This window comes from Embleya sp. NPDC050493, from assembly GCF_044458105.1.
GTDB lineage: Bacteria > Actinomycetota > Actinomycetes > Streptomycetales > Streptomycetaceae > Embleya.
In genome coordinates this window covers 132,668-157,994 of record NZ_JBITHP010000022.1, presented here as the reverse complement: position 1 = coordinate 157,994, position 25,327 = coordinate 132,668, and the positions used below count along the sequence as shown (strand labels likewise).

The 25,327-nt window shown below is 68.8% G+C and carries 17 protein-coding genes and 2 pseudogenes; 9 read left to right on the top strand and 10 right to left on the bottom strand.

Annotation, left to right across the window (positions count from 1 at the left end; translation table 11 throughout):
• Positions 1-1,039: 1,039 nt before the first annotated feature.
• Positions 1,040-1,156, top strand: a pseudogene (locus ACIBM5_RS33645) (urease subunit gamma); the annotation flags it as partial.
• Between the two features lie 273 nt (positions 1,157-1,429).
• On the opposite strand, the gene ACIBM5_RS33640 reads toward ACIBM5_RS33645, so the two are convergent.
• Positions 1,430-2,185, bottom strand: a complete 756-nt coding sequence (locus ACIBM5_RS33640; RefSeq protein ID WP_396010421.1) for a hypothetical protein — start codon at positions 2,183-2,185, stop codon at positions 1,430-1,432.
• Positions 2,186-2,457: 272 nt separating this feature from the next.
• Here ACIBM5_RS33640 and ACIBM5_RS33635 point away from each other — a divergent pair, with 272 nt between their 5' ends.
• Together ACIBM5_RS33635 and ACIBM5_RS33630 are read left to right on the top strand one after the other, a co-directional pair.
• Positions 2,458-3,600 (top strand): hypothetical protein, encoded by a 1,143-nt coding sequence (locus tag ACIBM5_RS33635; RefSeq protein WP_396010420.1) that lies wholly within the window; start codon positions 2,458-2,460, stop codon positions 3,598-3,600.
• Positions 3,601-4,055: 455 nt separating this feature from the next.
• Positions 4,056-5,225, top strand: coding sequence for a TniB family NTP-binding protein (locus tag ACIBM5_RS33630; protein ID WP_396010419.1), 1,170 nt, complete (start codon positions 4,056-4,058; stop codon positions 5,223-5,225).
• 334 nt (positions 5,226-5,559) lie between these two features.
• Here ACIBM5_RS33630 and ACIBM5_RS33625 read toward each other — a convergent pair whose 3' ends face one another.
• Positions 5,560-7,521 (bottom strand): cell wall-binding repeat-containing protein, encoded by a 1,962-nt coding sequence (locus tag ACIBM5_RS33625; protein ID WP_396010431.1) that lies wholly within the window; start codon positions 7,519-7,521, stop codon positions 5,560-5,562.
• A 1,161-nt stretch (positions 7,522-8,682) separates the two neighbouring features.
• Between ACIBM5_RS33625 and ACIBM5_RS33620 the strand changes: the two genes are divergently transcribed.
• A complete protein-coding gene (locus ACIBM5_RS33620) occupies positions 8,683-9,492 on the top strand; it encodes an IS5 family transposase (RefSeq protein ID WP_396010418.1) in 810 nt (269 codons plus the stop codon).
• On the opposite strand, the gene ACIBM5_RS33615 is transcribed toward ACIBM5_RS33620, so the two are convergent.
• On the bottom strand, positions 9,434-9,943 hold the full coding sequence (locus ACIBM5_RS33615; protein ID WP_396010417.1) for a hypothetical protein: 510 nt from the start codon (positions 9,941-9,943) through the stop codon (positions 9,434-9,436). The two genes, ACIBM5_RS33620 and ACIBM5_RS33615, sit on opposite strands and share 59 nt — an antisense overlap.
• Positions 9,944-10,768: 825 nt before the next feature.
• Here ACIBM5_RS33615 and ACIBM5_RS33610 point away from each other — a divergent pair.
• Positions 10,769-12,274: an ISL3 family transposase gene (locus ACIBM5_RS33610; protein WP_396010429.1), complete on the top strand. Its 1,506-nt coding sequence runs from the start codon at positions 10,769-10,771 to the stop codon at positions 12,272-12,274.
• A gap of 546 nt (positions 12,275-12,820) precedes the next feature.
• Here ACIBM5_RS33610 and ACIBM5_RS33605 read toward each other — a convergent pair.
• The 7 genes and pseudogenes from ACIBM5_RS33605 to ACIBM5_RS33575 all read right to left on the bottom strand — a co-directional run.
• Positions 12,821-13,063, bottom strand: coding sequence for a hypothetical protein (locus tag ACIBM5_RS33605; protein WP_396010415.1), 243 nt, complete (start codon positions 13,061-13,063; stop codon positions 12,821-12,823).
• Positions 13,064-13,070: 7 nt separating this feature from the next.
• Positions 13,071-13,202 (bottom strand): hypothetical protein, encoded by a 132-nt coding sequence (locus ACIBM5_RS33600; protein WP_272923975.1) that lies wholly within the window; start codon positions 13,200-13,202, stop codon positions 13,071-13,073.
• Between the two features lie 65 nt (positions 13,203-13,267).
• The gene (locus tag ACIBM5_RS33595; RefSeq protein ID WP_396010414.1) at positions 13,268-16,588 is read right to left on the bottom strand and encodes an RHS repeat-associated core domain-containing protein; all 3,321 of its coding nucleotides are present in this window, start codon (positions 16,586-16,588) and stop codon (positions 13,268-13,270) included.
• Positions 16,589-17,418: 830 nt separating this feature from the next.
• Complete coding sequence (locus ACIBM5_RS33590; RefSeq protein ID WP_396010412.1) at positions 17,419-17,718, bottom strand: hypothetical protein; 300 nt, start codon at positions 17,716-17,718, stop codon at positions 17,419-17,421.
• Positions 17,712-18,350, bottom strand: a complete 639-nt coding sequence (locus ACIBM5_RS33585) for a replication-relaxation family protein (protein WP_396010411.1) — start codon at positions 18,348-18,350, stop codon at positions 17,712-17,714. Before ACIBM5_RS33585 ends, ACIBM5_RS33590 begins: the two co-directional genes overlap by 7 nt.
• 425 nt (positions 18,351-18,775) lie before the next feature.
• A complete protein-coding gene (locus ACIBM5_RS33580; protein ID WP_396010438.1) occupies positions 18,776-19,072 on the bottom strand; it encodes a hypothetical protein in 297 nt (98 codons plus the stop codon).
• A 196-nt stretch (positions 19,073-19,268) separates the two neighbouring features.
• Positions 19,269-19,574: pseudogene (locus tag ACIBM5_RS33575) on the bottom strand (replication-relaxation family protein); the annotation flags it as partial.
• Positions 19,575-20,298: 724 nt separating this feature from the next.
• Between ACIBM5_RS33575 and ACIBM5_RS33570 the strand changes: the two are divergent.
• The 4 genes from ACIBM5_RS33570 (at position 20,299) to ACIBM5_RS33555 (ending at position 25,304) form a co-directional block, all read left to right on the top strand.
• A complete protein-coding gene (locus ACIBM5_RS33570; protein WP_396010410.1) occupies positions 20,299-20,820 on the top strand; it encodes a hypothetical protein in 522 nt (173 codons plus the stop codon).
• Between the two features lie 605 nt (positions 20,821-21,425).
• Complete coding sequence (locus ACIBM5_RS33565; protein WP_396010409.1) at positions 21,426-22,829, top strand: alpha/beta hydrolase; 1,404 nt, start codon at positions 21,426-21,428, stop codon at positions 22,827-22,829.
• A gap of 576 nt (positions 22,830-23,405) precedes the next feature.
• The gene (locus ACIBM5_RS33560; protein WP_396010408.1) at positions 23,406-23,570 is read left to right on the top strand and encodes a hypothetical protein; all 165 of its coding nucleotides are present in this window, start codon (positions 23,406-23,408) and stop codon (positions 23,568-23,570) included.
• A gap of 261 nt (positions 23,571-23,831) precedes the next feature.
• Positions 23,832-25,304 carry a hypothetical protein gene (locus ACIBM5_RS33555; protein ID WP_396010406.1) on the top strand — a complete coding sequence of 491 codons (1,473 nt, stop codon included), beginning with the start codon at positions 23,832-23,834 and terminating at the stop codon, positions 25,302-25,304.
• Positions 25,305-25,327: the final 23 nt, after the last annotated feature.

Below are 25,327 nucleotides of genomic sequence, written 5' to 3'. Positions count from 1 at the left end.
AAAGCCTCACCCCGAGAGGGCCCATGGCGGGTAACCACGCTCTCGGAAAACGGAGTTGGGGTATAGCGGTGCATCCCCGCCTCCCACCACACGCCCGCACCCGAAGGGCCGTTCACGCTGATACACGATGGGGGCGGATTCTCTATCGGCGGATCTGCAAACCGGACAGCGAGGGGGTCCCCTACGCGAGATCGCCAAGGGTGAGCGCGATCCGGCGCCCGTGCGTGCTGCGGTCGGCGGATGACCCGGGGCTGTGGCCCGAGCCGGCCGGGCGGATCGCTGCGGCAACGGCTCTTCACGGGCGCGGAGGATCTCCTGAGGGGGACGGTGCTGCTGATCGGTGGCGCCCTCGAGCAGGTGGGCGCCGGACGGCGCGGCGGGGAGGGGTTCGCGGAGCGGTTCACGAGGACGTTGATGGGCAAGGTCGACGAGTGGGTCGAGGCCGGGATCGTGGATCCCGGTGACCTGCCGATGGTGCGCGGGGCCGTGGGCGTGGTCTTCGAAGGGGGCGATCCTGTGGCCTGGCGGGACGGGGCCGGTCCAATCTCCGACAGTGAACCGCGGGCGATGGGATGCGCGCCGGCGCGCATCGTCGACTTCGTCGACCTGGTCGTGGTCGGACGGAGCCGGGATCTCCGCGACCGCGCTCGACCGATATGCCCGCAGCGGGGCGCACCGATCGCTCCGGCCGGGAGTGGAGAACAGGCGGTCGGGGAAACCATCGCCGTCGGTGCCGAGCCTGTCCACCCTGGATGGTCGGCTTTCCCGAAGTGCTCGGCGGCCTGTGCTCCGTGTTCTCGGGATACGCCCGCAATGTCCTGGGTTGGATGGCTCGCGGGCGCCGCTGTACGGCGGCAGCCGCGTCGGTGGTCGCCGGCATGATCGTGCCATGTCCATCGAACGTGTGCTGGCCGACGTCGACGCCTACGCCTGGGATGCTACGAGACATCGCGTTAACATGCACCGTTTCGGTGGGAAACACGAACCGGTCAGGCTTCGAGGGCAACGAGTCGGTACGACCTCGGAGGAGGGGCGCGACGTGCTGCTGACCCCGCATGAGCAGGAGCGGTTGATGGTGTCCTATGCGGTTGACCTGGCGCAGCGGCGTAGAGCCAGAGGGCTTCGGCCCAACTACCCCGAGGCGACTGCGGTGTTGGCTTAGTTTCTGGTTGAAGGGGCTCCGGAGCACACGTCCGGCGACCTTCGCGTCCACCCCCGGACGGCGACCGGGGCGCAGGTGGCGAGTGGTCGATCAACGAGGTCGTTGCCTGGGGCGACAGGACGACAGCGCTGGGGCGGCTGGTTCGAGACACGGCACGAGGATGTCGTGTCAACGAGTTCCCGACCCCATCAAAGTCGCCGCTCGCACGGTCCACCGCGAGCGGGATCGTCTGTGGGTCGGATCCGTGCGTGCCGTACCGGGCACGCTTCATGCGCGGCGGTGACGCCAGTGTTGGTGAACCTTGAGAACCTTGAGGGCCCATGCGGCACGCTGCCGTGTCACGGTGGCGTCGGCGGGGCGGCCGAGGTGTTCGGCGACGAAAGGGTACAGCGGATCCATCTGTCGGTCTCCCACGGTCACCAGGGCGCACAACAGGGGTTCGTCGGGAACCTCGCGATCGTCGTCGACGAGCCACAACAGCGTGCCCCGATCGTCGCGGCGCAGTCGGGGCAGTCGTGCCTCCTCGCTCAGCCTTGCCCAGGTCGTAAGAGACCCGCGGTGCGCGACGCGGGTCGGGATCGGCCGCAGCCGGGTGGCGAGTTCCAGGAGCGGGCCCATCTCCGGCGGTGCCGGTTCGGCGGGCCGTGGGGGCTCGAGACGATGGTGGGAGGTGGTGCCGGGCGCCACCCGCCCGGGCGTGGGCACGGGGCGGAATGTGCGGGCCTTCTCCCGCCAGGCCGAGGCATCGACGCTCCGTCGGTGGGTGATCAGTTCGGCGCGTTGGCGTCGTGTGGTGTGTTGTGGGACCTCGGCGGCCCGCTGCCACGCCAACGTGGTCAGTTCGTCGACGGCGCTCGAGTCGTATCGGGCGACGGCAGCGTCGAGCCCGCGCAGGACCTCGTTCAGGTCGCGCATCACCAGGGCGACCTCCCGCGCGGACAACACCGGCGCGCCGACCGCCCGACTGCGCAGACCCACTCCCCAGTCGTTCCCACCGCTGAGACGGACGCGATGCGCGGCCACGATCCTCCTCGATGTCGCTCGCCCCGGGCCCCGGTTGCGATGTCCATCTGCCGGCGAAGGGATAGACGGCGCCGGCGTTCCGACAACGACGTGCGCAACCGCGGCTTCGGAGCAAGGCGTCGAACGGGCGCTCCCAGGGCGGGGTTTACCGAACGCGGCGCCAGGCGAGCAGGGTGCGAGGTGCGGGAAACCAACCGCGAAACATGCCGCCACCAGCCCGGACGCATCCTCACCGTTGCACATGCCGTTGGACACGCCCCTGTCCGGCGACGATGACCGACGCGGCGACGCCGGTGCCGAACGGGCCCGCACCCCAGAGGCGAGACGTCTACAACCCGACCGACATGAAGAAGCGCCGACGCCCTGAACCTTCTGGGCAACGATCGACGGCTGCCCACCATCCGCGCCCAGTCCCCGAACTCGCCGAGACCGCCTCCCGCGAGCAGAGGTCCTACCTCGGTTTCCTCGCCGAACCGCTGATGTCCGAGTGCGACGACCGGGCCCGGCGCTGTTCGGGGACGGCACGATGGGGCGGCCCGAACGTAACCATCACCGTCGACGTCACCATCCGGGCCATCCCGGCGGCGGCGGTGCTGTTCCCCGGCGGGACACCGGCCGTGGACGCGGCGCTGCTGTTCGCGGAGACGGCCGTCCCTCACCCGGCCCGGCCCACCCGGCCCGACGCGCTGCGCTTCGCCCACACCCGGCTGCTCCCGCGCGAACGGCCGATGTCGCTGGACAAACGCCTCGAAGGCGCGGCGGCGCGGCCGGTCGCGGTACCGGAGACGACCGTCGTGGACCGAGGGAAGGTCTTCGTGTCGGGGGCGTTCACCGCGGCCTGTGAGACGTTGGGAATCAGTGTCCAGTCGGCCCCGCCGTTCGCCCCGACGGCCAAGGGCATCGTCGAGCGCACCTTCGGATCGATCAACACCCTGTTCTGCCGACACCTTCCCGGATACACCGGCTCCGACGCCGGCCGACGCGGTGGAAACGTCGAACGCGAAGCGTGCTTCAGCGTCGCCCGGTCGCAGGACCTGCTCGACGAATGGCTCGTGCACCCGCACCACCGCCCCCACGAAGGGCTGCGACATCCGGTGATGCCGAGGGTCGCGTTGACGCCGAACCAGATGTGGGCCGCCCTGGACGCGGCATGCGGATACGTGCCGGTACCGCTGAGCGGCGGCGACTACCTCGAACTGCTGCCGGTGCGATGGCAGGCCCCCGGCGAACGCGGGGATCCGCATCGGCCACCGCACCTACGACCACCAGGTCCTGGGCCCGTACCGGGGGCAGCCCTCCGGCATCGCCGCCCGAGGCGGGAAAGGGGAGGCCCACCACAACCCCCACGACGGCCGCCAGATCTGGGTCCGGTTGCCGGACGGGGAGCTGGCGGAGATCCCGTGGATCCACCGTGATCATGTTCATCGGCCGTTCGACGACTGTATGTGGCGCCAGGTGAGAGCGGGCGTCGACGGACACGGGGATCGCGAGCGACACGAGGCGGAACTCGCCGACGCCCTCGACCGGCTCATGCGCCGTGCCCGCAGCGGAGGAGCCACCCGCACCGAACAACGCCTCCTCGCCCGCGGCACACCCACCCGGATTCGCCTGCCGGCCACCGCGTGCGAGGAAAAAGACCCCGACAACACGGTCAGGACGGGTAAGGACAGTCTCGACGAACTCGACGACGGCCTCGACGAGTCGCCGCTGCCGGACCCCTGCGAAGCCGAACTGACTCCCCCGCACCGCCGTACACGGAGTACGGGATCTACGACGCATACGGGGAGGCCCTGAAATGGTGAGCCTCGATGCGCGATCGGGCGACGACAGGTGGGGTGCCGGTGCGGAGACGGCGGAACAGTCCCGGCCGGTGACCACCCGGCAGGGCCGGCAGGACTTCGCGACCGCACCGCCCCCGGTGCCGCCGGAGCCCGACGCCCTCGCGGTGCTCCTGCGGGAGGTCCGCCCCGCCGGCGGCCGGAGCCGTGAACACGAGGGCACGGCGTCGGATCGGGCGGCCGGCGGGGCGCGCCGCGTCGTGGGGCAGGCGGGCACCGGGCACGACGGGCATGCCGCGAACCCGGAGGGGGTCACGGGACTCGTCTTCCCGGGACGCGTACCGGGCGCGACGGCACACGACGGTGCCGGTGTCGGTGCGGAGAGTCTGGACGACCTCGACGGCGGTGGCGAGTTCCTCGACGAAGACGCGCACTCCGAGTCGGAGACGGGGTCGGGCGGGGTGTTCGGAGGAGCGGGCGGGTTCGGGTTAGGACGCGCACGCCGAGGCCGAGTTGTGGTGACCGGCACGGAGGCGGCGGACGGGCGCCGGCCGTCGCCGGCGACGTGGGACGGGTTCCGGGACTTCGTCGAACGGCCGCCCGTCACACCGCCCGCAGCGGGCGGGGTCGAGCGTGGGGTGGAGGAACGGTTGGCGTATCACTCGCGGTTCGCCGTCGTGCTCACCCCGACGATCGACGCGATCTCACGGACGGTGCGCACCCTGATGATCCTGGGCCGCCACCAGGACACCGGCGCCCGGCCGTGCGTGATCGTCACCGGGCCGCCCACCACCGGCAAGACCACCGCGCTGTTGCAGGTGGGTCGGGCGTGCCACCTCGCCGAGGCCGCCCGACGCGGCCGAGGAGTGGAGGGGTGGGTGCCGGTGGCGTACGTCCTGGTCCCGCCCGGAGCGAGCGCGAAGGCCCTTGCCAGCGAGTTCGCCCGGTTCCTCGGGGTTCCGGTCACAGCTCGCATGACCCAGGCGCAGATCGTCGACGCCGTGTGCCACACCTATCGGGAGGCCGGGGCGAGGCTGGTCGCGATCGACGAGATCCACCGCCTCAACCCACGCACCACCACCGGAGCGGAGGCCGTCGACCTGTTGAAGGACCTCACCGAACGCATCGGGGCGACGTTCGTGTACGCGGGCATCGACGTGGTGGCGACCCCGTTGTTCGGGGGCGTGCGGGGGGCGCAACTCGCCGGGCGCGCCACGGTCGTCGACTGCGGGCCGGTCCCCCTCGCCGACGACTCCACTTGAGCCTGGGATACCGCACACCGCTCGAAGCACTACGCGAGCACGAAGAACTCAGACTCGCTGCATAGAAGAACAGCAAGCAAGGCGTCCGGAAAACGCGGGGCACCTCAGCCCCACCCTCGGGGAGGTCCCAACCGCGGCGTCTCCTCCGCCGACGACGGCCGGGCGTTCGCTCGCACTCCCTGGTGGCGCACGAACCAGCGTCTGTACAACGGACCCTGACATATCGTCATGAACCAGCGACGATACGACGCCGAACACCGGGGACATGCGACCGGCCACCCCTGAGAAAGCGTCAGGGGTGGCCGGTGCGGTGAGTGAAACCGGTGTCGAGGCGTCAGCCGATGGAGACCTTGACGTTGCCGTCCGGGGAATCGACGAAGTCGTAGAACCCATACGGGCCGGTCAGCTTCGCAGCCTGCCCGGCGACCGCGTCATTGAGCATGTCCGAACCACCCACGGCCACGACCCGATCCAACGAGGGAGCCCGCGCGGCGAGGTAGTCCGCCGAACCCTGCGGCAGCGTGGTCTGCGTCGCCAGCAGCAACGGGCCCTTCCCGGCGATCAACGCACCACCGGTGAGAGCGTCCTGCCACGTGGCCATGGTCGCCAACGCGGCGGCCTTCGGCTGCACGAACGAGTGCTCCGCAAGCAACTTCGCCGTGTCCGGCGCGGTACGACCATCCGCCGTCGCATCGATCCGAATCGACGCCGCGTTCAACGCCACCACCGCCGGACCACCGACCGCGGTCACCTTGGTCTTCGTCCGGTCCAGGCCCCGCAGGTAATTCGCCGTCGCACCCGGCAACGCGTTACCCCACGAAAAGACAACGGTCGCGTCCGGAGTCGAACCCGCCGCCGCACCCGCAGCCAACGCGTCGTAATACTCCGCCGCCGTCGCCACGAACACCTCCTTCGGCGCCGACGTGGACTCGTTCGCGATCGCAATCCCGGTCTCCGCAACCGTGTTCCCCGCAAGCCGCTTCGGCGTCAGACCCAACCCGCGGATCTGCGCATCCACCGTCGCACCGACGACACCCTCGTCACCGAGGACGTACACCGTCGCGCCCGGCGACAAAATCCGCGCCAACTCCGCCGACACCGAAGACGCCAACCCCTCCTTCGGAGTCAACAACATCGGCCCACCCTTGGCACCCGCAAGACCCGCACCGGCGAGACCGTCATAGAACGCATCCGAACGCGTCAACACCGCCACATTCGCCTTACGCGCCCCGGACGCCGACCCCGCCGCATCGAACTTGAACCGCGACGTCGCCACACCCGTCGTAATCGCATTCGACCCATACACCCGAACACCCACCGACGGCGTCACGGTCCGATTCGCCCAGACACCGAAGGTGTCTCGGGACGCGTTCCCGATGGTGCCGACCTGTCCCGTCTCCGGATCCAGACGCTTGAGTGCACCGGGGACGGTGACGGCGAGGTATCGACCATCCGATGACCACTTCGCAGTCATGGGGCCGTTGTGCGTGTAGACGGTCCTGCTGCGCTTGGTGGCCAGATCGAGGACGCGCAACTCGACGACCGCCGCAGGGGTGTACGTCGTGCGGGTATAGACCAGGCGCGTCCCGTCCGGGGAGATGTGCGGGGCCGTTCCCACCACGGGAACCTCCACGCCCGCGTCGCTCACCTCGACAGCGGGCTCGACTCCTCCCGTCCCCGGGCTGTAGAGCATGACCGACTGCACTTCTCCGCAGCGCTCCCCGACCTGCAGCCTCCGAGTGAAGGCGTACTTACCGGTCGACGTGGACAGGTTGTTGTCGCAGGAGACCGGCTGAGCGGGAAGGAGCGGCTGGGCGATCGCATCACGATCCGCCGGGGCGGACAACAGGACGGACTGCGACCCACTCTCGTCACCGCTGACGTCGCTTTCCAGGTACACCGTCGAACCGTCCGGCGAGAAGGCCCTGCCCATACCGAAAGTGCCCGGGATCACGATGTGCGCCGGGTTGCTCCCGTCGGCGTCGACCGTGCGGATTCGGCTGTCGCTGTCATCCAGGGAGCGCCCCGTGAGTCGTTTGCCGTCCCCGGACACGGCCATGATCCGCGCGAGCCCGTTGGGGGGAACCGGAAACGATCCGACACCACCATCCGCACGAACCAACCAGGCGTTGCCGAATGTCGACCCCGCCGCATAGACCAACTGCATCGGATCCCCGGGCGCGGCCGGTGTCGCCGGGTCCGCGTGCGCGGTCGGTGCCACCACCACGTTCGCCACCACTGCGAGCGAGGCCGTGGCGCACACGGCACCGAGGGCCCGGAAGGAAGCTTTCTTCACGGTCAAGACAACCATCTTTCAAAAGAGTGAATCACCGGTCCGCGACAAGCACGAACACATCCCGGGCGGCTCGCGACGACCCCATACACCCACTCGCCCGCACAGCGGAAGGGCATCCACGCCCCCAACCGGCCGGACCGGTTCGCGCCGAGAGTAGCGCCCACATCGCAGCAGCGACAGATCATTTCGGTGAACCCATACGGAACGCCCTCGTGGAACACAGGGTTTCGCGCCGCCCCCGGCCGAGGTTCCGACATACTGCCGGCCGCCCCCGACACAACGCCAGGGACGGCCGGAGGGGTACCCGATCGACCAGCCGATGGAGACCTTGACGTTGCCGTCCGGGGAATCGACGAAGTCGTAGAACCCATACGGGCCGGTCAGCTTCGCAGCCTGCCCGGCGACCGCGTCATTGAGCATGTCCGAACCACCCACGGCCACGACCCGATCCAACGAGGGAGCCCGCGCGGCGAGGTAGTCCGCCGAACCCTGCGGCAGCGTGGTCTGCGTCGCCAGCAGCAACGGGCCCTTCCCGGCGATCAACGCACCACCGGTGAGAGCGTCCTGCCACGTGGCCATGGTCGCCAACGCGGCGGCCTTCGGCTGCACGAACGAGTGCTCCCCGACACCGGACCCGGTCCGCTCCGCGGCCCCACCACCACATCAAGCGAGCGAACCGACACCGGCCCGCGGGCCCGTCGAACCAGCCCTCCATCAACTACCACAAGCCCGTCCCGCGACCACCAGAAACCGCTACACAAGCAGCCTGGACGCCCTCCTGCGGCCCTCACACACCCGAACCGCCCATCCCCGCCAGAGACCTCGGGCAACACCACACAGCACCAGCGACAGGCCCGGACGCTCGACCGACAACCCGACCCGAAAGTCCTAAGAAGCCGTTGTCATACCGAACTTGGCGTCGGGTTATAGGACTTGGGTTCTCGTTGGAGTGGTCTCGGCGCTGAGAGCGCATGAAAGCAGGGCCTCTTGGAATCTCGGTGGGTGTCTACGCCATTCGAGGTCCAGGAGGCCCTGTTGTCACGGTTGTACGCGGTTGCGGCGGGCAAGTCCAATTCGCGGCCCCTGCAGTGTGATTGCCTCGCGCATGTGTACGGGAACGCGGACGGCCGGCCGTGCCGGGTGCGTGTGTATCCGTCGGACATGACGGACGCGGAGTGGGCCGTCGTCCGCGGCGCGTTTCCGGTGCCCCGGTGGCTGGAGGGCCGCGGCGGGCAGCCGGAGGCATACTGCCACCGGGAGATGGTCGACGCGGTCCGCTACCTGGTCGACAACGGCATCAAGTGGCGGGCGATGCCGGCCGACCTGCCGCCGTGGGACCGGGTCTACGCGTTCTTCCGCCGCTGGCGCGACCAGGGCCTGGCCGGCGAGTTCCACGACCGGCTGCGCGCGAGGTGCCGCGTCGCCGGGGGCCGAGCGGTGGAGCCGACCGCGGGCAGCATCGACGCGCAGTCGGTCAAGGCCGCCGCGTCGGTGCCGTCCGCGTCGCGCGGCTACGACGGCGGCAAGAAGGTCAACGGCCGCAAACGCCACATCGTCGTCGACACCCTCGGGCTGCTGCTGAGCGTGCTGGTCACCGCCGCGGACGTGACCGACCGCTGTGCCGCGCGCACCCTGCTCGCCCGGCTCGCCGGCGGCCTGCTGCGGAAGATCCGCCGGGTGTGGGCCGACGGCTCCTACACCGGCGACCTGGTCGACTGGGCGGACGAACACCTGGACATCGCCCTGACGGTGGTCAAACGCACCGACGACATGCACGGCTTCGTCGTCCTGCCGCGCCGTTGGGTGGTGGAGCGCACCTTCGGCTGGCTGATGCGCTCACGCCGCCTGGCCCGCGACTACGAAACCCTCCCCACCAGCAGCGAAGCAGTCATCCGGTGGTCGATGAGCATGCTCATGACCCGCCGCCTGGCCCGCCACTCGGCCGCGGCCCGTCCGCGGGCCGCGGCGTGAACACCCCCGGCACCTCCTCGGCCAACCACCCCCGCGTCACCAGCCGTTTCGCCTTCGACCGCACCCCCTCCAACTTCGCCGGAACCGGCTCCAGACCCAGCTCACGCGCCGGATCCTTCGCCCGCAGCCCGACCCCACCACCCTCGTCCACCAACGCGACGATCCGCCGGTAGTCCGGCGCGAGTACCGCCACCGCCGTCCCCGCGCGCCAGTGCGGCACCACCGAACCGGACCTCGCCGGCTTCACGACGATCGGCACCGGCTCGACGTCCACGGCCTGCTCGACCGGCACCCGCGCATCCAGAGCCTCGGCCAGTTCCTCAACGGCGACCACCCGGCGCTCCAGCAGCACTTCGGCGTCCCGCAACAAGGCCAAGACCCGGTCGACCTCCGCGCGCAACTCCTCCACCCGCACCCGGGCAGCCGTCTCGCGCTCCTCCAGCAACCCCATCACCGACGGCACCGGCAACCCCCACGAACGAAACGACGCGACACGTCATCCCTCCCGCACGGCACCAGACTTCATGCCTGACCAGCGGAAACGCAGGAACTACTTTCGATAAGACAACGGCTTCTAAGGAAAACAAGACAGGAAAACTCGACAGGAAACCGAGAGGCACTGTAGGAACCGCCACGCCCGCGAACCCGGTTCGGCTCAACGACGCCAAGTCCCGCCGATCGGCCGGGCGTTCCAGGCCCCACCCGCCGAGGCGGCCCTTGAAAGGACACCGATCAGCAACGACACCAACGCCCACCGACAGGCGACTTCGTCCTCCGTCCCACAGATTTTCCCAACGGAACCGAACATCCGTCCCAGATTCTGCAAATCCACAGGCCCCAGGCCAGACACAGTCGAGAAGACAGCAAAACCCAGGGCCACGCAGCCAAGATCCAAAATCCCAGATCCTGCAAATCCACTGGCCAACACATGATCTTTCAAAGCAGCCGGGACGGAGCACCCGACACCGACCACCCCGACCCGACAGCCGAGCCAGAAAGCCGTAAGGAACTTCCGACAGGAAAAACCAAGCAGGAAATCCGGAAACACCCCAAACCAACCCAACCACGACATCGATGCCGCGGCGCAACCGGCCCGAAGCGTCACCGGCACGGGGGACGGTACGGTCTGCCGGGGAGGTAGTGCTCCCACTCCCGCCGTGTAATCGGGTCGCCGAGGGTCTGTAAATCGAACGGCTCTGTCTCACATTCGGTGGTGACGGACTGTAAGGTCCGTGATCATGTGCAGATGTTGAGTGCGAACGAGCTTGTGGGCGTGGTGTTTTCGGGTCTGTCCCCGCTGGTGGTTGAGGAGATTGCGGACGACGGCGAGGTCATCCGAGTGCGGGCTCGGGCTCCCGGCGTTCCGGTGGATTGCCCGGATTGCGGCGGTCGGACAGGCCGTGTGCACGCCTTCCACGAACGCACGGTGACGGACGTCCCCGTCGATGCCCGCCGGGTGGTCGTCGTGGCCCAAGTTCGCCGTCTCGTCTGTCCGACGCCGACCTGCCCTCGGGTCACGTTCCGTGAGCAGATCCCAGGTCTGCTGGAGCGCTATCAGCGGCGAACCGTAAGGTCGTTGGCTCAGGTCCGCGTCGTGGTGAGGGAGCTCGCCGGCCGCGCCGGTGCGCGGACACTGAAGGCGCTGGGAGCCGGGATGTCGCGGTGCACCGCGCTCCGCGTACTGGCAGGCATCCCCTTGCCGGCCCTCAAGGTGCCCCGTGTTCTCGGTGTCGACGACTTCGCGCTCAAGCGTCGGCACCGCTACGCGACGGTGCTGACCGACGCCGAGACCGGCGAACGCATCGATGTCCTGCCCGGTCGCGGCGCGGACGCCTTGGAGTCCTGGCTGCGTGAGCACCCGGGTGTCGAGATCGTCTGCCGGGACGGATCCGGCGCCTACGCGGAGGGCGTCCGACGCGCCTTACCCGACGCGGTCCAGGTCAGCGACCGGTGGCATCTGTGGCACAACCTGTGCGACAAGACTCTCGCCGAGATCCGTTCCCACAGCTCCTGCTGGGCCACCGTCAACCCACCCCGTCCCGGCGGCGTCCAGGAACATACGACCCGCGAGCGCTGGCACCTGGTTCACGACCTGCTCACCAAGGGCGTCGGCCTCCTCGAATGCGCCCGCCGGCTCGACGTGTCCCTGAACACCGTCAAACGCTACGCGCGCATCCGCGAACCCGACGCCCTGCGACGCGCCCCGCGCTACCGGCCCACCCTCGTCGACCCCTACCGCGACCACCTCCGAACGCGACGCGCAGCCGACCCGGCGGTACCCGTCCTCCACCTCTACCGCGAGATCAAAGAGCTCGGCTACACGGGCAGCCTCAACCTCCTGCACCGCTACATCACGCAAGGGCGAGCCGAAGGCGATCGGCCAGTGATCACCCCCAGGCGCTTCGCCCGCCTCCTCCTCACTCGCCCCGACAACCTGCGCGAGAGTGACGCCCAACTCATCCAAGACCTCACTGCCGCCTGCCCCGAGATGACGCAACTCGCTGCATACATAGGTGAGTTCGCCGCACTACTGGCCCCGGAAGCAGGGAACGACACCAGACTCACGACGTGGATCGGCACCGTCCGCACATCCAACCTCCCGCATCTGCACGGCTTCGCGAACGGCCTCGAACTCGACCGCGCCGCCGTCAACGCGGCCCTCACCCTGCCTCACCACAACGGACGCACCGAAGGCGTCAACACCCGCACGAAACGCATCATGAGGCAAATGCACGGACGGGCAGGATTCCACCTCCTCCGCCACCGCATCCTCCTCCCATGACCACCACGGAGAGCTACCACCGAATGTGAGACAGAGCCGTTCGATTTACAGACCCTGGTCGGAAGCGGATCGGGCAGGAGTCCTCCGCGGGCCGGCCGGATCGCTCTTTCGGGCGGGCGTGTCCGCATCGTTGGGGTGAAGTGCCCGCGCGCCGGGCGGGGTTGGTGTCACTGTGGGTTGCGTGCTCTTCGCGGGGTCCACACATTCATCTGTCGGTGGGCTGTGCGGGCTGTGCCCCGCGACGGGAACGAGGCAGCGGCCCCGACCACGCGTGTGGTCGGGGCCGCTGTTCGTCTCACGGGTACCGGCCGGGGGGAGGCCGGTGTCCCGTGGACGGGTCATCCCGCCCCGCTCCGGCGGATCCGGGCGGCGAGCTCGTCGATCTCCCGGTCGAACAGGCGGTCCATCTTCGATCAACTGTGGGTCCAGTCCGAATGCAGGAGCCCGGACCAGGTCGTTGAGTCCGATGTGTCGACCTCAGGTTCGGCCGAGTTCGTCCTCTCGACTGGTGAGCGGCCGCGATCATCATGGTGTTTGCCACTAGGATCAACGGTCGTCTTGTTGCTTGCCCTTCGACGCGCGACGGTTTCTACGGTCGCGTTGTTTCCGAGCCATCCACAGGCCCGCGATCGGGATGGCGAATGCGGGTATGGACTTGAGCCACGGTGTCGCTCCGCTCGTACCGCTGACGTACCAGGCGACGACGAGTACCGCATAGAGGGCTGCGCCCGTCAGGACGCCGACGAGTGGGGAGGCGTGACGCCATCCGTCGTCGGTTCTGTCGCTCATGGCGGTCTCAGTTCTTCTTGCCGCGGCGGGCCCAGAACCAGACGACCCAGACGAGGATCACCACCACCAGCCCCCCGATCGTTCCGACCGGTCCCCCAGGTATGAAGCCGGCGGCGAGGTTATCGATCTGACCTTCCATGGTGTCCTGCCTTCTCGAGGGGACAGGGGCGGGATCGGGCGCAACCTCGACCCCGCCCCGGTTTCCTAGGACGTGTACTTGTCGAATGCTTCGGTTGCCTGGTCGCCGGCCCACGTTCCGGTCACCGCGCAGGGAACGGCCCCCGCACCCCCGGTGAAGCTGGTGCAGACGCTGGTCGTGACGGTTCCGGCCAGGAAGCCCACGGAGACACCCGCCGCACCGCGTAGGTCTCCTTGTACGAGTTTCTCCCCGAATTGCCATCCGGTCGCAATGTTTCCGGCAGAACCCAACTTCTTGGTCGCCTTGGAGGCGACGCTCTTGAGCGACCATGTCCCCGTCGGATCGGCCCGGTTGATCGGGTCGCCGGCCGCGTAAGCGTAGGGGTTGGCTTCCTTGCCGGCGGGATCGCGTTGGGTGAAGCGGCCGACGGTGGGGTCGTAGTAGCGGGCGCCCATCTTGTACAGGCCTGTGGTGTCGAGGTAGGTGCTCGTGTAGCGGAGCGGGTTGGGAACTGCCTCGGTGGTGGTGCGGGCGTTGCCGTACGGGTCGTAGGCGTAGGTGTTGACCTTGTTGCCGTTCTTGTCCGTCATGGCGATGACGGAGCCCTGTGCGTCGGTGAGGTAGTAGTAGTGGGCTTCACCGGTGCTCATGGCTGTGAGGCTGCCCGAGGGTTCGCGGACGAATCCTGTTTCCACGCCGTTGGTGACGGTCGCGGTGAGGCCTTCGGAGCCGTAGTGGAAGTCGGTGGCGCCGAATTTGAGGCGTTCGGCGTTGGTGGTGCCGGTGTAGGTGGCGGCGGAGGTGGTGCCGCGGGTGATGGCGGTGAGTTGGTTGAAGTCGTTGTACGTCTCATCGGTGCGCGGCAGACCGCCGCCGGCGGCGGTCTCGTTGCCGTTGGCGTCGAAGGCCCAGCCGCTGTTCGACGTCTGGTTCGCGGCGTTGTAGGTGTAGGTGGTACCTGCGGAGCCGCACGCGGTGGTCGTGGTGGAGGTGGCGGTGAGGTTGCCCGCCTTGTCGTAGCAGTAGAGCCACGCGGCGAGTTGGGTGTTCGCGCTGTCGGCCTCGCGGGCGTTGGTCAGCCGGCCGAGGGTGTCGTAGGTGTAGGTGTTCTTGACGCCCGCGTTGTCGGTGCGGGTGCGGATCTTGGAGCCGTCGGTGTTCGAACTCCCGTAGGCGTAGGTGTAGTTGAGTTCGGTCAGGATCGTGGTGCCCTTGGTGGCCTTGACCTGCTTGGGGCGGCCGCTGTTGTCGAGGTCGACGGCCTGGACGACGCCGCCGGGGTAGGTGGTGGAGGTGCGTTCGCCGTTGGCGTTGTAGGCGAACGTGGTCTCCGCGCCGGAGGGGTCCTTGAGCGTGGTCAGGTTGTTGACGGTGTCGTAGGTGTACAGGACCGGGCCGAGCGGATCGGCGTAGCGGATGGTGTTGCCGGCGGCGTCGTATCCGAGGGTGGTCTGGTCTCCGGTGGGCATGGTGCGGCGCCATTCGCGGCCGAGGTCGTCGTACTCGACTTTGAGGACGCCGGCGGCGTCGGTGCGCTTGGTCTGGTTGCCGTCCTTGTCGTACTCGTAGACGACGTTCTTGCCGGGGGTGGTGACGGTCTTGACGCGGTCGTGTTTGTCGTAGGTGTAGGTGGTGGTGATGTTGCGGCCGTCCTTGACGGTGACCGGGCGGCCGAGCGCGTCGTAGGTGTAGAGGGTGACGCCCAACGATGCGGGGGCGTCGACCTTGGTCAGGTCGCCGGTCGCGTTGTACGTGAAGGACGTGACGTTGTCGTTCGCGTCCTTGCTGGTGCAGCGCTGGCCCTTGAAGCCGCCGCAGGTCGGGCTCGCCGGGTTGTAGGTGTGGGTGAGTTGGGCGCCGGAACCGCCGACTGTGGCGTCGCTGACGCCCAGGGTGTTGCCGGACGTGTCGTACGAATACGAGGTCTTGTTGCCGTTCGGGTCGGTCAGGCCCGCGGGCAGTTGGGCGCCGGCGTAGGACTGGTAGCCGGTCAGCGAGGCGGTGGCGCCGGTGGGAAGTTGCGCGGAGGTCAGGTTTCCGGAGGAGTCCCACCCGTAGGTGCTGACGTTGCCGGGGTTGCTTCCGGTGCCCATGGCGTCAACCGCGGTCGCGACGTTGCCGTTGCTGTCCCACGTGGTGTCGCGTTTGTGGCCTTGGGCGTCGGTGACGCGGTCGACCTTGCCGTCGGCCTGGACGGCGTAGGTGGTGGCGTTGCCCCGCGGGTCGGTGACGGTGTTGATGCCCGCGTCCTCGTGGCCGGCGGAGTACGCGTACAGCGTCGTCGCCTCCTGTCCGGTGGGCAGGTGGGTGACCTGGGTGACGGAGGTGACCCGGTCGGAGGCGTCGTAGGTGAAGCGGGTGATGTGGCCCATGGCGGTGGTGACTTGGGTGACGCGGCCGTCGGAGTCGTAGGCGTAGTGGATGGTGTTGCCGTCCGCGTCGTCCACCGCGGTCAGTCGAGGTGGGTTTCCGGTGCCGGGGGCGGTGTTTTCCACGTGGTAGGTGGTGGTGCGGCCGGTGTTGTCGACGAGTTTGTAGTTCTGCCAGGTCGGCCCGCTCTCCGCGGTCCGTAACTCGATCCAGCGGCCCGAGCGGGTGTCGGTGGCTTTGAACTCCCCGTACGTCGGCCGGGTGATGGTCACCGTGCCGCCGTTGCGTTCGGTGATCGAAGTGAGGCCGTCGGCGGCGGTGAACGTCTCCTTGCGGCCGTCGGCGCGCCAGGTGAGGGTGTAGACGCCGGCGCCGTCCTTGGTGAGGTCGACTTTGTAGCCCTTGGGGGTGGTGAAGGTGCCGTCGGGATTCTTGACGAAGCTGATCGTGTCGCCGGACTCGCCCTGGACGTCGACGGAGCCTGCCCACTCGCGAAGATCGCGTTGCAGGTTCGGGAGTTGGGCGCCCATTGCGCCTTGGCTCATGGTCCAGAACGAGTTGTACGTGCGGGTCGCGCGCAGGCGTTGGCCGGTGCCGGCGATGTCGAGGTCGGTGCCGGCGATCATCAGGTTACCGGTGGAGACGTCGACCTTCGCGACGGTGGAGTCGGACAGGCGGTAGGACCGGTAGGTGTGCCAGGGGACTTCTCCGGCGTCCCAGTCGACCGGCGTGAACGGCTGGACCCCGTCCCGGGCGGCGGTGACGGTGCCTCCGCGTGGGATGTTGGGGACGGGCTTGGTCACTCCTTCCGGGGCGGGCGGCAGGGGTTGGGTGGTGCCGTGCCCCCACTTGGGTTTGGTGGCGGCAGGCGCCTCGGGCGCGGCCGACGCCTGGAACGGCGTCAGGGCCACGACCAGCGCCAACGCGGTGAACGCGGACAGCGCGCCCGCTCGTATCGCGGTGCTTCCGGACCGGTCGGAGCGCTTGCGGGCACGCCGAACTCGGGTTTCCTTCATCGATCCCCCAGAGCCTGCGCACCCCACGGCGGGGTGCGAGCCCCAGAAGATTGACAGAGTCACACGAAGAAGTGACGGACTACCTCAAGGCAGGATTTCTGACGACAAACCAACCAGCCAATCCAGAAATTCATTCGCCCGATGACGCAAACAGTTGTCATCGGACAATTTTCAAGATCGACCCTCGGTGATCACATCACCACCTGGGGTTCTCTCGACTGCCCCACAAACGACGATTCAAGTGTGGAATTTCGGCCGCTCGGAAAGTTGGCCGGATTCGACGCGTCGCGAATTCCATCTTTAACATATCTTTGGCAGGCGATTTCCAAGCTTTCCCGCGATTGCTCTTGATACCCATAAAAATGCTCTAAAAAGGCACGGATCGGAGCACCGGCCGCGCCGGCGCCTCAGCCGATGGGCATCCGGAACCCCGTCATCGAAATCGAAGAGGTGGCCGTCGATCGAGTCGTCACGCACCACAGGCGGAACCCGAGAGGAACGACCCCATCGGGGTGTCCCGCCGATTCCGGATGGTGGTGCCACGTCCGCATCGAACGGTCCCACGCCCGGGGAGCCCAGTGGTCGACGTATCGGTGGCGTGCGGAGCCCGGGCTGCGGCTCGGCGCCCCGCCGGAACGGTGGGTGAAGAGACGAAGGCGACTCCTCCCCAGGGCAGGGAAGAGTCGCCGGCTTCCGAAGATGACCCGGACAAGGGGTGTGACCTGCGGTTCTCGTCATTTCGTCAAGCCGACGGTTCGCACCGTAGAGCGCATGCCGGCCCGCACCTCGACAACCACCCCTTGTCCCGGCGCCCGCGGGGGGATCGGGGATCACGAGATCCCGACCCGGATCCGGGCGCGGGGACCCTGGGCGATCAGGGACCGGAGGTGGGTGACGCGGACGGGCAGGCTCTCGTGGACGGCACGGGCGTTGAACAGTTCCCGGCGCAACTCCGCGGCGACGTGGGGCAGGTCCTGTGCGAGTCGGTTGTCCAGGACGAGCCACAGGTCGGGGCGGGTGGTGTAGCGGGCGTCCCAGGCGGGTCGGGTGGAGCCGATGAGGTGGCGGGGGCCGACGTGGACGCGGTGTGCGGCCCAGCGGGTCCAGTCCCGGAGCTTTTTCGTCAGCACGGGGTGGATTCGGTGTTGCGGTCGATCTCGACCAGGTGGCCGCCGGTGTTCGTGGTGACGACGGCGTCGGCGACGGGGTTGTGTTTGTCGAAGGGGTGGGCGACCTCGACCTGCCAGTCGGTGACCGGTCCCAGGCCGTGGCGCACGCACGCGGCCGCGGTGGCGGTGACGGCCAGGGCGTGGTCCACCAGGGCGCTGTCCAACGCCTTGCGGCCGGTCGCGGCGCGGGGGCGGGGCGGTGTCATGCCGGAGTCGTCCACCGCGATGCGGCCGGTGGGAGCCAGGTGCCAGACCAGGGAGTTCCCGACCCGGACCCGGTCGACCAGGCCCCGCTCGCGCAGGGCGGACGCCTCGCGGCGCACGACGTCCGCTGTCGCGGCGTGCGGGTTCACGAACCGGTGCAACTGCGCGGCGGAGGCCACCCGAATCGACGCCAGACTCAAGAGCACACCCTGCGCCACGGTCACACCCACCGACACCGCCGGCGCTGTGGACGCGGCCGACGGTGCGGCCATGGGCGCGGCTGGGCGCGCGGGCACCACAGGCTGCGGAGGCACGGTCGGCGGTTCGGCCACGGGTGCGGCCCAGGGATCGGTGGGTGCGGCGATGTGGGTGACGGGGTCGGTGGACATCGGGGCCTCCCGGAACGAGCTGATACGTGCCGGAAGGATGACGAACACCCCCTTGTCCTTCGTCTGTACAACGCTGTGACCGGCACGAACGCGCACTGATGCGACACCGCTCGACACTGGACAAGGGGACCCGATACACACCCTTTTCGCCTTGACCAGGATGGTCCGCGGCGGTTGCCCCCTTGACCAGCCCCTGTTGTCCCGATCGTCCGCATCGATTCGCACCGCACCGCACGACCCGAGCCGACCCGCTCAAGTCGCCGCACCGCCCCGCATCACGCGCGCACGTGCGGCGCGAGGCGGTGCGGGACACCGATGCGGTGCGTCCGCCGCCTGCGCACGGTGCGGTGCGCCGCTGTGCTCCCAGGCGGTGCGTGCGCGCACGGTGCGGTGCGCGTCCGTGTGATGGTGCGGATCTACCAGGGTTAGACGTCGTCGTCCTCGAACCAGGCGTCCGCCGCCGGCGGTGCGGCGAACCCGGTTCGGCCGGGCGTGCGAGTCGTCCCCGTCTCGATCGGCGCGAGTGCCGCCGTCGCCGAAGCGACCGCAGCCAGTTGGGCCAGGCGTACGCGGGGCGGTCGCGCGTTCAGCGGGAACCACAGGGCTTCGGCCGGGGAAGTGCCCGAGGTCCACACGCCGGTGGCGATCGGGACGGTGGTCGGGGTGCGGCGCAGCGCGGTGCGGGCTTGTGTCTCGCGGCCGGCGGAGGCGAAGACGAACAATACGAGGGGGCGTTCGTGGCCGAAGAGTTCGTCGGCTTCCCATCCGTCCGCGGCGTGGGGGTCGAGCGAGAGCAGGGTGGCGTAGCGGTCGATCTTGTCGGCGAGGAGGGTCAGGCGTTCGGTGCCGGTGTCGTACTCGAGGGCGAGGGTGGTTTGGGCGGGTCCTTCTCGCCAGATCAGGACAGTCGGGACGTGCGCGGTGCGAGTAGACGCCGGGTTCGGGCATCTCCCGTTCGCTGAGCCAGCGTTCGACCTCGGTGTCGGGGTGGGTGCGGGCGTGGGCCTCCAGGGCAGTGTGGAAACCGTTGACGCCCAAGAGGTGGCGGAGCCCGCTGGGGGATTTGAGGCCGAGTTCGCGGTCGCGGCGGGCCCGGCGGATCGCCGGCTTCGTCTCCTGTTCCGCGTCGACGGCCACCACTGCGGCGCCGGCCGGGGCCAGGACGAAGTGCGAGGGATACGAGCCGCGGTCCGCGCGGGGCCGGAAGCGGTCGACGGCCTGCATGATCTCCAGAGGGCGGGTCGGACCGGGACAGCCGGGAGGAGCAGGTCGTGAGAGATGACGGCTGACCGTGGCAACGCGGGTGTGGACATCAATCCCCCGACGGCCGCCGGAGGGATTGGAGAGAGAACATTTCTCTACAAACAGTCCGGGACACCACCAGCCTGCATACAGGCACTGCGACCTGCGCGGACGTGGGGAGCACCCCGGACGATGAGAGCGTCCGTCGGAGTTGCCACCCGGTTTGCCGCCCGAGTTGCCGGGGGCACGTCCGAGGACGAAACCGGCACCAACCGGATGCGACGACGGGGCGCGGGCGAGCAATCGCCGGAGGGGGAATCCGGGGGCGCGGCGCAGACTCGGGCAAGACCCGACGGCGGCCCAGCGGTCCGCTACGGCAAAAACACCGGCGGATGGGACCCGCGATCGGCAACACGCCCCGAACGCGGACGACTTCCAGTAGGCACCACGGGTCCCCACCAGCGCAAGACCTTCATCGGGCGGTGTGCGGCGGTGCCCTCCCCGCGCTCGCCGCGCCGCCGGATACTCGCGCGGGGGCGGTGTCCGGCCATGCCTATCCCCCAGGAACGCGGCCCTGCGCCGACCGAAGGTTTGTAACTCTACGGAGTCGAATGATTATGAAATAACTCTTGCTCTAATGAGAAAAAGAGGTAAGTCTTGGAACGTTCGGTCGATCGACCGAAATCCACGCCCCTCGGGGAGAGTTGTGTCCGAATCCAAGAAGTCCCTGGCATGCATAGTGTCCGTCAGCCAAAGCTGGAGTTCCGTCCTCAAAGGCGAGCGCCCAGCCGAAGAAGTCGTGCTCGGAAGCTGGAGCCCGCTCGCGGGCCGGAGCACCACGACCCTGATGTTCGACCCCCAGGACGTCGGCGTCGTCCTCGCCCACTGGCGCGGAAAGATCGTCGACGCCTACGAGGTCGACGGCTACACCGACGTCACCGAAACCGAAGGACACCCCCGACTGCGCGTGCGGTTCACCGCCGCGAAAAACAACTCGTGGACCCACATGATCGGAATGGACAGCCCTCTCCACTGGGCCCAGGGTGACGGTGCAGCCGTGAAGACACTCCCCATGGCTGACCTACCCACCGGTGCCGCGCTCGTCGACCGGCGGCCCGACGGGCGCCGTGCGGTCCTCGGCGACGCGACGATCACCGCCCGCGAGGACGGCACCCTCGTAGTGTCGGTGCCCGCCTCGATGCCCGTGCTCGTCCTCACTCACGCCTGAACCCAGCTGAACATGTCCCGGACGGGCTCGCGCCCGTCCGGGACGAGTCGGTCGTCGTCCCGGTTTGTCGGTCCCACCAGATATGAGTGAAGCGGTGCGTGATTGCACCGAAGTCCCTTGGCCCGCCGATGGAATCGGCCGGGCTTTCGGCTCCGGTAAAGGCAGGCGACATCCGGCAACGGTCTTTCACCCGCGCGAAGTTGGTGCTGAACGTCGACAGTCGGGAAACCCTTGTCCGGTGATGGAGCACGTTGGGCCGCGGTCGGGTACCTGTCAACGGGTCACGCCACTCGATCTGCCGGCCCACTCCCGACCGCGCCTCGGTCACGTGGTGGTCCGTCCCCGGCACCGAGGTGTCGCCATCATGTGCGGCCCCGACGCGCGGGGCGCGGGCGGCACGTGCGCCGATCCGAGGCCGATCGGCGTCGGAGACGAGGCGGCGTCCCGGTCCGTCCGGCCCGGACGAACCGGCGAGGCAGGCCGCGCTTAACCGGGCCGAGCGCACCGTGGCGATGATGTGGGTGAAGCCGGTGAGTCAAGTGCCCCCGAACCGGAGTCGGTTCGGGGGTGACGCGGCACCCGCCCCTTCCTTATGGTCTAGACCTATGACCAGACGATTAGGCGACGCCGTCCGCGGGGCAGTGGTGATCGCGCTCACGGCCACGCTGACCGCCGCGATTCCGGCCGAGGCCGCCCCTTCACGACCACCGACGCTCACCTGGACGACCTGTCCGCCCGACCCCAACGGCGTTCCCGTCGACCCGCGACTACGGTGCACGACGTTGCGTGTACCGATGGACTACCGTGCCCCGTCCGGCCCGACGATCGAGATCGCGGTGTCCCGGTTGGCCACGGCCAAGTCGGGGCTGCGCCGCGGCATCCTGCTGCACAATGCGGGCGGGCCCGGCGCGGCGAGCCTGAACCGGCCGAGCACGTTCGTCAACCTGTATCCGCAGGACGTCCTGGACCGCTTCGACCTGATCGGCTTCGACCCGCGCGGTCTCGGCTACAGCACGCCGATCACGTGTGGACGCATCACCCAAATCACCAACGAGCGTCTCTTCCCGTTTCCGGCGCCGGACGGATCGATCGCGGACAACGCGGACTTCGCCCGTACTCTGGCGCGCGACTGCCTCGCCAACGGCGGCGCCCTGATGCCGCACGTGACCACGGCCAACACCGCGCGCGACATGGACCGGATCCGAATCGCCCTCGGCGAACGCAAGCTCTCCTATCTCAGCGCTTCCTACGGCAGCTACTTGGGAGCGGTGTACGCCGAACTCTTCCCCGATCGCACCGACCGGATCGCCCTCGACGCCAACGTCGACCCCAACGCCACCTGGCACGATCGATGGGCGTCCTGGGACCCTGGGTTCGACACGCGGTTCGGGGACTTCGCCGCCTGGGCGGCCGAACGGCACGACACCCTCGGCCTCGGCACCACCCCGGACGCCGTACGCCGGGGCTACCTCGACACGGTCCAGCGCCTCGATCGCTCCGGCATCCCCCGGGACAACGACACAGCCGTACTGCTCGCGGTGACCTGCGGAGACAGCCGTGCCCCGCGCGACATCGCCCACTACCAGCGCGAAGTAACGCTCAACCGGGCCCTGTTCCCGATCCTGGGCGGCATGGGCACCAACATCTGGCCGTGCGCGTTCTGGCCCGAACCGGTCGAGCCGGCCGTACGGATCACCGACCGCGGAGCGAGCAACATCCTCCTGCTCCAAACCACCCGGGATCCGGCCACGCCCTATCCGGGCGCACTGCGCATGCGCCTCGCCCTGGGCAAGCGGGCACGCATGATCACCGTGGACGGAGGAAACCACGGCGCCTACGACCCCGAGGCGCCGTCCTGCGCGCTCACCCGAGCACACGACTTCCTGAGCACCGGAACCCTGCCCCCGCGCGACCTGTTCTGCTTCCACGACCCGTCGATCGCACAGGACGGAAGCCGGCCTCGCGGCGCAACCCTCCACGCGCCTCGCCCACCGATCGGTCCGTTCTGACCCCACGCGCGTCGCGCACCGATCGACCCCTCCCGACCCCGACTCCCCGGCCCGCCCGACACACGCCCTCGACCGGCTCCGAAGCCCGATCGAGGGCGCCTCGTCGTCGACCGGTGCCGGCCGTTTCGCCGACGCCGGGTCACTGTCCTGCCGGTCAGTTTGCGGGCGGTCAACGCGGTTGGCAGAGCGGGGAGTTGCGCCCGGTGCGTGAGGGCCGTGCTTTGCAGAAGGGCCGGGGAGTACGTCAGTCGTCCGAGTTTCGACAGGTAGGTGTCATCGGGGAATATGCGGGCCATTGCGCGATACCGGTCCGACGGCATCGACGCTTTCGGCCGTCGCACGGCGATTCGACCGTCTCGGAAGTCGGGTGCTCGTCCGCTCAGTGCCGGTCCGTTCCGGGTACTCGAGGAGAGGGCGAGGGCGGCGTCGGCCTCGTCCAGGTGCCCGGGGACCAGAACCGGGCACCTGGACGAGACGGGAGTTCCATATACGACTACGCGCCGAGCTCCGGTCGCGCATCTTCGCGAGAACGGGCCGGCCCGCGTCCCTCACGCACTCGCCTGCCGACGCCTGGTCATGACCGGCGATCCCTCCCCGCTCGACGCCTACTTCGCGGCTGCGGACATCGACCCCGCCGGCGGGTTCGATCGTGAGGAGGTCGCCATCCGGCACCGCACAATCCAGCAGGAACGGATGCCGGAGTGGACGGCCATGGGAGTTCACGGGTTCGACGAGGAGTGACCGTCACCCACTTCGTTCTCACGCGAGCTTCGGCGACGATCGTGAACGGCACTGTCCGCGAGTGTTCTGCGCCTGGCCCGGGCGGTCCCTTTCACTGTGGGATATGGAACCGGTCGACGCCGACGAGTACTTCGGGAAGGTGCTGCGGGGGACGCCGAGCGGCACCCGGCGACCTTGCTCCGTCGTCTTGCGAACCGCTCTCGATCGGTAGCGGCGGAAGCCAGGCAGCGTCGTCAGAAGCTCGCCTGGCATTCTGCCCGCATGGACGCTGACACCCCGATTCCGGTCCACATCGACAAGGTCATGGACGGGCTGGCGATGAACCCGGCCTTGCCGGCCTCCATGGTCCGGCGACTGTTCGCATGGCGACGGGGAGGGGGCAACGTGGCGAGACGCCAAGACCTCACCGAGGACATGATCGCCGAGATCATCGCGATCGACGACCACTGGCTTCTGCACAGCCTGGCGCTCAACGACCGGCTGCCGGACCGGTTCCGCCTCGGCTTGGCCGGCCACAGGGACAATGCGGTGCGGTCCGCGCTCGTCATCCACGCGGCGACCGCACCGAGGCAGATGTTCGAGAAGCTCATCGACGATCCCGATCCCAAGGTCCGCGAATACCTGGCCAAGGGCGATCACACGCCGCCCGACCTCCGGGGCCGCCTCGCCGCCGACCCCGATCCCGCGATCCGCGCCGCGTTGGCGAAGCACTGGCCACAAGCGCCGGAGTCGATTCGTCGGATCCTGCTGACCGATCCCGAGCCGGGCGTGCGCGCCGCGGCCTGTTCGACGTACTTCGCGCGTCTGCCGCATCCGATACCGCCCTCGGACCTGCTACCGGCCCTGTTGGCAGACCCCGCGACCCGGGCGGGCGCGGTGATCCACGTCGTTCTCGACGCGAAGACCCTCCGGAAGCTCGCCGAGGACCCGGACAGTGAGGTGCGCGCTCAGCTCGCCCGACATCCCGAACTGCCGCCGTCGGTCCGCGACGTCCTTGCCGTCGATCCGGCTTTGAACGTCCGGGTGCAGGTCTTCGCTCGGCCCGACACGCCGGAGCACGTGCGAGCGCAGATCCACGCGTCCGTCCATGAGATCGCCCGTTCGACGGCGGACCCGGGCCCCGACGCCACCGACGAAGCACTCCTCCAGTCGTTTCGAGACGACTTTGCCCCCACCGAACTGCGGATCCTGCGGTTGGACTGGGTCACGGCCGATCCGCTGCCACACATCGACTCGCCCTATGTCGGCTGCCGAGTCTCGGCGGCCCTCGGCAAGACCCTTCCCGCCGGCGCGGTGGCCCGGCTGCTCGACGACGAGGAGGAGATGGTCCGCCTCACCATGGCAGCCGGCGCCCCGCACCTGGTTGATCCGGCGACCGCCGAGAGCATCGAACGCCGCTACCGCCGGCGGGACAAGTTCACCTTCTGGTGGGACATGAAGGAGGTCCTGACGTTCCCTTCGGAAGTCCTGCGCCGCTTCGCCACCGACCCCGAGCCCAGGCTCCGGTCCTTCGCGCCCCGCGATCCGAATCTCCCCACGGAAATCGCCGAGAAGCTGGCATCCGACCCGGAAGACCGCGTCCGCCGAGCTGCTGCACCCCACCGCAACCTCCCGCTCCCGGCCCTTCTCCGACTCCTCGCCGACCCCTCCGAGCGCGTCGCGGAGGCCGCCGGGACTTCGCCGTTCCTTCCCGTCGCGGGCATGGAGCGGCTCCTGGCCCTTGCGGACCTGTAGCCGTCGAGTCGCCCAGACTTCGT

What these genes read in the sequence shown, in the direction of transcription:
- ACIBM5_RS33635 (WP_396010420.1), top strand. Translation starts at nt 2,458, where the DNA reads ATGACCGACGCGGCGACGCCGGTGCCGAACGGGCCCGCACCCCAGAGG.
- ACIBM5_RS33620 (WP_396010418.1), top strand. Translation starts at nt 8,683, where the DNA reads ATGACGGACGCGGAGTGGGCCGTCGTCCGCGGCGCGTTTCCGGTGCCC.
- ACIBM5_RS33615 (WP_396010417.1), bottom strand. Translation starts at nt 9,943, where the DNA reads ATGGGGTTGCTGGAGGAGCGCGAGACGGCTGCCCGGGTGCGGGTGGAG.
- ACIBM5_RS33605 (WP_396010415.1), bottom strand. Translation starts at nt 13,063, where the DNA reads ATGAGCGACAGAACCGACGACGGATGGCGTCACGCCTCCCCACTCGTC.
- ACIBM5_RS33600 (WP_272923975.1), bottom strand. Translation starts at nt 13,202, where the DNA reads ATGGAAGGTCAGATCGATAACCTCGCCGCCGGCTTCATACCTGGGGGA.
- ACIBM5_RS33595 (WP_396010414.1), bottom strand. Translation starts at nt 16,588, where the DNA reads ATGAAGGAAACCCGAGTTCGGCGTGCCCGCAAGCGCTCCGACCGGTCC.
- ACIBM5_RS33585 (WP_396010411.1), bottom strand. Translation starts at nt 18,350, where the DNA reads ATGTCCACCGACCCCGTCACCCACATCGCCGCACCCACCGATCCCTGG.
- ACIBM5_RS33565 (WP_396010409.1), top strand. Translation starts at nt 21,426, where the DNA reads ATGACCAGACGATTAGGCGACGCCGTCCGCGGGGCAGTGGTGATCGCG.
- ACIBM5_RS33560 (WP_396010408.1), top strand. Translation starts at nt 23,406, where the DNA reads ATGACCGGCGATCCCTCCCCGCTCGACGCCTACTTCGCGGCTGCGGAC.
- ACIBM5_RS33555 (WP_396010406.1), top strand. Translation starts at nt 23,832, where the DNA reads ATGGACGCTGACACCCCGATTCCGGTCCACATCGACAAGGTCATGGAC.